The sequence below is a fragment of the Lactobacillus sp. genome (genome assembly GCF_014803895.1).
On sequence record NZ_JAAVAU010000018.1, the window covers coordinates 1 to 6,337 of the forward strand.

General features: G+C 33.6%; 4 protein-coding genes and 7 tRNA genes. All 11 read right to left on the reverse strand.

Features of this window, described 5'->3' with window-relative positions; genetic code table 11:
- Positions 1 to 161 precede the first annotated feature (161 nt).
- Complete coding sequence (locus HDR40_RS06270; RefSeq protein ID WP_290627625.1) at positions 162 to 2,240, reverse strand: LTA synthase family protein; 2,079 nt, start codon at positions 2,238 to 2,240, stop codon at positions 162 to 164.
- A gap of 81 nt (positions 2,241 to 2,321) precedes the next feature.
- Positions 2,322 to 3,344 (reverse strand): lysylphosphatidylglycerol synthase transmembrane domain-containing protein, encoded by a 1,023-nt coding sequence (locus tag HDR40_RS06275; RefSeq protein WP_290627626.1) that lies wholly within the window; start codon positions 3,342 to 3,344, stop codon positions 2,322 to 2,324.
- Complete coding sequence (locus HDR40_RS06280) at positions 3,341 to 4,387, reverse strand: glycosyltransferase family 4 protein (RefSeq protein ID WP_290627628.1); 1,047 nt, start codon at positions 4,385 to 4,387, stop codon at positions 3,341 to 3,343. The genes HDR40_RS06275 and HDR40_RS06280 overlap by 4 nt, the downstream gene beginning before the upstream one ends.
- A gap of 8 nt (positions 4,388 to 4,395) precedes the next feature.
- Complete coding sequence (locus HDR40_RS06285) at positions 4,396 to 5,544, reverse strand: glycosyltransferase family 4 protein (protein WP_290627630.1); 1,149 nt, start codon at positions 5,542 to 5,544, stop codon at positions 4,396 to 4,398.
- A 122-nt stretch (positions 5,545 to 5,666) separates the two neighbouring features.
- Positions 5,667 to 5,750 (reverse strand) — tRNA-Leu (locus HDR40_RS06290).
- Positions 5,751 to 5,782: 32 nt separating this feature from the next.
- A tRNA-Cys gene (locus HDR40_RS06295) sits at positions 5,783 to 5,853 on the reverse strand.
- A 26-nt stretch (positions 5,854 to 5,879) separates the two neighbouring features.
- Positions 5,880 to 5,951: transfer RNA gene (locus HDR40_RS06300), tRNA-Gln, on the reverse strand.
- 7 nt (positions 5,952 to 5,958) lie between these two features.
- Positions 5,959 to 6,031 (reverse strand) — tRNA-His (locus tag HDR40_RS06305).
- Positions 6,032 to 6,055: 24 nt separating this feature from the next.
- A tRNA-Trp gene (locus tag HDR40_RS06310) sits at positions 6,056 to 6,126 on the reverse strand.
- A 6-nt stretch (positions 6,127 to 6,132) separates the two neighbouring features.
- A tRNA-Tyr gene (locus HDR40_RS06315) sits at positions 6,133 to 6,214 on the reverse strand.
- A gap of 5 nt (positions 6,215 to 6,219) precedes the next feature.
- Positions 6,220 to 6,292: transfer RNA gene (locus HDR40_RS06320), tRNA-Phe, on the reverse strand.
- Between the last annotated feature and the right edge of the window lie 45 nt (positions 6,293 to 6,337).

Here is a 6,337-nt window from a genome sequence, read left to right on the forward strand (position 1 = left end):
ATTATATCATCACTTTTTTAGTATTGCAAGAAAAAGTTTTTCTTTTTCTTTACCTCCTCAAGCGACGTACATTACTTTACAGGATTTTTTTATTCTAGTCAACCTTTTTTTGTAAAAAAAGATCGTTATTCAACAAAAGTGTTGATTTAACGATCTTTCTTCTATTTAGTTTTAGTTTTTAACTCTGGTGCATCAGTCTTATATAGACTTTCTGTACTCTTTTTACCATTTTTATACCATAAACTCGATTTATACTTTTTATTTTCTGCATCAAGTTTCTTTAAAGCATCCTTTTTATCATATGAATAATTCTTACGTTTAACTGCCTTGAACCCTGACGGTTCATAAAAACGTAATAGATTTCCAGTTATTACACGATCAGACAAGGAAAGTTCCGTTGTAACTGTATTAGAAATTGACTCTAATTTCTCTCTTACCTTTTTATCTGGGTGAGTAATTTTAGCTCCAGTTTTGGTATAGTAATAAGTTCCTTCTACCTTACTATATTCAGGAGTAATAAAATCGCCATTCCTCTGAGCTACAATCTGAGGTGCATTTTTAGAAAGTAAACTATGACCAAATTGAATCATTCCTTTATCACTTATACCTAAGAGGTTAAATAAGGTTGGTCGCACATCAATTTCACCACCATAAGTGTGGTTAATACCACCTTTCAACCCCTTCATATGAAACATTAATGGTACACGTTGAAACTGCAAATTATCAAAATCAGTAAATTCATCTTTCTTTAGCAATTCAGCACAAGCCTTATGGTGATTGCCTGAAATACCATAGTGATCACCATAAAACATAATCAAAGTATTTTTATCTAAACCTGATTTCTTCAAATATTTCATCAGTTCACCAATTGCCTGATCAAGATAATGAGCTGTTTGAATATAACCATCTACAGTTTCATCTCCGGTATTAGTTTTAGAAATTGTCTGATTCTGCTTATCTAAATCATATGGATAATGGTTTGTGACCGTAATCATCTTTAAATAAAATGGTTGAGGTAATTTTTCAATATATTGTACAGACTGCTTAAAGAAAAGCTTGTCTTTAATACCATATCCATTATAATAGCCCTTTTTATTTTCATAATATGAAAGCGGCATAAAATAATCATAACCAAATGATTTATACGCATTATCCCGATTCCAAAAAGATCCTGCACCACCATGCATCACTGCACTAGTATAGCCTGCCTTTTGATCTAAGATAGCCGGGGCACTCTGAAAAGTATTCGAAATTCCATAACTCGACATCGCAGATCCAGATTGTAAACCAAACAAAGAGTTTTCAATCATCATTTCTGCATCCGATGTCTTTCCTTGCCCTACTTGATTGAAGAAATTATCAAAGCTCAATGTATCCTTAGCATGATAAATTTTATTTAAATTAGGAGTTACTTCCTTTCCCTTCCACTTATATCCAATCAAAAATTGTTGAAAACTTTCCAAGTGAATAACCAAGACATTTTTACCTTTGGCAACCCCATAGTATTCAGGATTAGGAGCAATATAATTTTTCTTGATATATGCTTGTACCGCTTTTAAATCACTTCGATTAGCCTTAGCCATAACCGCATTATTATGAGCAGTTTTTACACCATCATAAACCGCATAAGTATCAATCCCTAAGTATTTAACAATATAGTTATTATCAAAAGTTCTAGTTAATAAACCTGAACGATCCTTTTGAGCCATTGTTAGATTAAGAGCCAGTAAAACTACTGCTAATCCTTCAATTAAAGCTGTAATTTTTAATTTTAAGCGTCTAACATCTATCTTAAAGACTTTAAAAGCTATCAATAAGATAATTATTGCCACATCTAAGAATACTAAGAAATCTGTGGGCTTAGTTATCCCAGCAATACTTTTACCTAGATTATCTGACGTTGAGCCTGAAGTCTTAATAATTGATATTGATAGAAAATCGGAAAATTCCCGGTAGTATAATACATTAGCAAAAAGCCACAGAGATAATAAAAAATCAATTATAACTATTATCCAGTAAGACTTCCTACCTTTAGCAAATAAACCTAGACCTATTAATAAAATAGCTGCAGGTAGCGGATTGATTAACAATAAAAAATTTTGCATTGCTCCACTTACACCTAAATTAAATTTAGTAATGTAAGTTAAATAAGTTTTTATCCAAAAAAGAATAATAACTACACTAAAAAAGCCTAGTTTTGTTTGTGTAAACCACTTATAAATAGTTTTTAGGCGCGACATAACATTCTCCTCACATATTCTTAGATGATGATACTACTAAAAATCTTTTGAAAGTGAAATAATAAAATTCTTTTTTAAAAATTAACTTTCTTTATCAGTTATCTTTCTAGGTTTAAATAACCAGCCAAATAATCCTAAAAGCATCCCCAAAAAGTACGTAGTAAAACGCCATAAAAACATCCCTAAAACTAATAAAATATTAGAGTGAACAAAAGTCGAGAAAAGCGTTTGGAAGCTAAATTCTGCCCCACCTGATGCCCCAGGAATAGGAACAATAGCCATGAACATAATAATCATAATATTCATTTCTGTAACCTTTACCCAAGACGGTGTAAGTCCTAACGCTAATAAAATAAAATATGGAATTGAGTAAAAACAGAGCAGTTGACCAATCGTAAATAATGAGGCTAAAATTAATTTCTTTTTCTCTTTTTTTAGATTTTGACCTTCAGTATAAAAACTATCAATTTGTTCCATAGTACTTTTACGCCATTTCTCCACTTTATCCTCAGAAATAAACTTTCCTAGCAAATTCATTAACCAATTAGTTGCCTTTTTAGTCCAATTATAGGCAAACATTACTGCTAGCAAGAAAATTATTGAAGACATGTGAATAACAAAACCTAACGCAATAAATAAGGCTAACCCACTAAACTTTGTCATTACAATATGGAAGCCAAAAATCATGGTCGTTACATAAGCAAATAGAACGCAAATTTGATAGATGATAAATTTCATCAATAAAATAGATGTTGCTCTCCCACCTTCAATCCCCATTTGAATCATTGCTACCAATTGTGATGGTTGTCCACCGGTTGACATTGGCGTTATCGCATTAAAAAGGGCTTGAATAAGAGGAATTCTAAAAAACGACCAGGCAGAATGATGTGGTTCATTTTTTCTTCTCTCTAAAATAGCAATAATGGCGGCCTCACAAATATAAGACAAAATCATAATTGCTAATACACAAACTAAGAAAAGAATATTTAAATTTTTAGCAGCCTGCCATATTTTTTGAATAGGAGTATCTTTTAATTCGTGAAAAATTACAAAGCCACTAATCAGAAGGACAACTAACATCCCCCAAAGATGTTTTTTATTCATAGTTTTATTTGCCCCAATTTTCTCCCTAAATCATATTGTTCCAAATAAAAATCACGCCAAATTTGGGCTAAATGTTCTTCGGAATACTCATCGCTAGCTTCTTTTGATAATTGTTTATATTGTTGCAGAATATAAGGATTATCTTTAATGCGCTGAATTTGAGCATTCAGTGCTTCAAAATCCCGTCCTTGCATATAATAACCATCAATTATGGCCTTATATAAATCTAAATCTCTCAGTAAAACAGGTGTATTACAACTAAACGCTTCTAAAACCGACATTGGAAATAATTCATCAAATGAAGGTAATAAAAATAAATCAGCAATGTTCAAATAATTAACTAAATCTTTCCTATCCACAATTCCAGTAAACATCAAATTTTTCGGAGGATTATCTACTAATTCTTTAAAGTGATTATAGCCATCGGTAATTTTTCCGAAAGAAAAGCCTCCAGCCCAAATAAACTGAATATCTGGATTTGCTTTTGCAAGACGAGCAAAATCATCAACACCCTTTCTTTCTTGTACCTGACCATCACCAAAAATTACCATTTTATCCAAAGGAATACCTAAAGAATTACGAAAAGCATTTTTTTGCTCTTTTGTTTGTTCATAAAATTCACTTTTAGATACGAAATTAGGAATATACTTCACTTTTTCAGGATCAATTCCATATCTCGCTAATTTTTTTATAAACATAGGATTTACTACTACAATTTGATCCATTCGATCATAAAAATCAATCACATATTTATAAAAAATATTTTTAGCAAAATCCGGTAATTTAATTGATCCTTCTAATGTTTCAGGTAAAAAGTGAACATAACCTATCTTTCTACCTCGTCCTTTAGAAAAGCTATTAGCATAGTAAGTTGGATTAATTGTATGATAGTGAGTCAAATCCGAATTACCATATTTATTAATCGTGACATAAAAATCATTAACTAAATCTTTCCTTAAGAGTTGAATTAATTCAGTATATGCAGACCCAACCCCTTGACCTTGAACACTATCAGCCTGTGAGAACATATTTATTCTAATCATTAGTTACCTCATTTTTGTAAACTTTTAGCTGCATCTTGATAAAAATCAACAACATGACTAGCAAAACTAGCAGCGGTAATATCATTTAATTTTTGTTTCTTTAAGTCTTCTGGAATAACAAAGTCTTTATTTTTAAGATAATTTTCGATTTGTTGCTGCATTTCAGACTTTGTTTTAAAAAGTGCGCCTAAACGAGGATTATCAAAAATTTCTTCAGTATAGTCAGTATCATAAACAATACTTGGCGTACCAGCAGCCAAAGCTTCTATATAAGTTAGACCTTGAGTTTCAGTATCGCTTGCAGAAACAAATAAATTAGCCATTCGATAATAATTTCCAACATCAGTGTGTTCAACACTGCCAGCAAAAATAACATAATCTTCTAATTTCAATCGGTGTACTTGCTCTTTTAGATTATCCATATCTGGACCATCACCAGCTATTACAAATTTTACCTTTGAAAATTTTTGAATTATCTCAGGTAACACATCTAAAATATGCTCAATTTTCTTTTCCGCAGCCACACGACTCAATGTAAGCAACACCATATCATCTTCAGCCAATCCTAAATCTTTTCTAACATCGCGCTTAGGATTATCATTTATTCCTTTTAGGTCAACTCCCGTTGGAATAACACGAATTGGAATCTTTATTCCGTATCCTTCTAAAACATCTTTAACCTGTAAGCTTGGCGCAATTACCCCTTCCATATTATGTAAATATGCTCGGCAAAATTGTTTAACATGATAAGGCTTTAATACACGTCCATTCAAGATGTAATGTAAATAATCCTGATACATGGTGTGATAAGTATGAATTGCAGGAATTCCCAGGCTATGGGCTACATATTTTCCAATTGCTCCCAAAGAAAATTCAGTTTGTGTATGAACTACATCAAGCTTAACTTCTTTAGCTAACTTAGTTGCTTGAAATAAGCCTCTAAATGCTATTCGGCGATCTGTAAAAGAAACAAATGGCACACTACTTAATCTAAATACATTAGGTTCAATAGTTCCTTTAGCTACATGTGGATCAGTAGTTGTAAAAATAAACACCGAGTGGCCTTGATCTTCAAGCGCATTTTTTAATGTTTGAATAGATGTAGCCACGCCGGAAATTTGCGGGAAATAAGTATCGGTAAATAGCCCAATGTTCATATATATACCTCCATATTTCTTCTATTATAAAATTAGAAGGAATTTGTTGCAATTTAGATACAAAAAAAAGACGCAAGGAATGCACCTTGCGTCTTAATCTCAGCCAGAATGTCTGAATAAAATAGCGGTGATCGGGGTCGAACCGATACGTCCCAGGGGACACCAGATTTTGAGTCTGACGCGTCTGCCAATTCCGCCACACCGCCATAATTGCGAATTAACCAGAAAATCCAGGCAAAGGCGGCGATCGGATTTGAACCGATGATTAAGGTTTTGCAGACCTCTGCCTTACCACTTGGCTACGCCGCCATCTTCTGATTCTATATATTAACAAATTGGAATAGTTGGATTCGAACCAACGCATGATGAAGTCAAAGTCCATTGCCTTACCACTTGGCTATATTCCAATGTTAGGGCGGAATATGGGATTCGAACCCACGCATGCCGGATCCACAAACCGGTGTGTTAACCCCTTCACCAATTCCGCCATGATATTAAATATCATAATAAACAGGGATAGTAGGAATTGAACCCACACTAGCGGTTTTGGAGACCGATGTACTACCTTTATACGATATCCCTATTTTATGGAGGCCAGTGGATTCGAACCACCGAACTCAGAGAGAGCGGTTTTACAGACCGCCGCGTTTAGCCACTTCGCTAGGCCTCCAGACATGGCGCGGGACGGAATCGAACCGCCGACACATGGAGCTTCAATCCATTGCTCTACCAACTGAGCTACCGAGCCATTTTACGGTCCCTACCGGACTCGAACCGGTGATCTCCTCCGTGA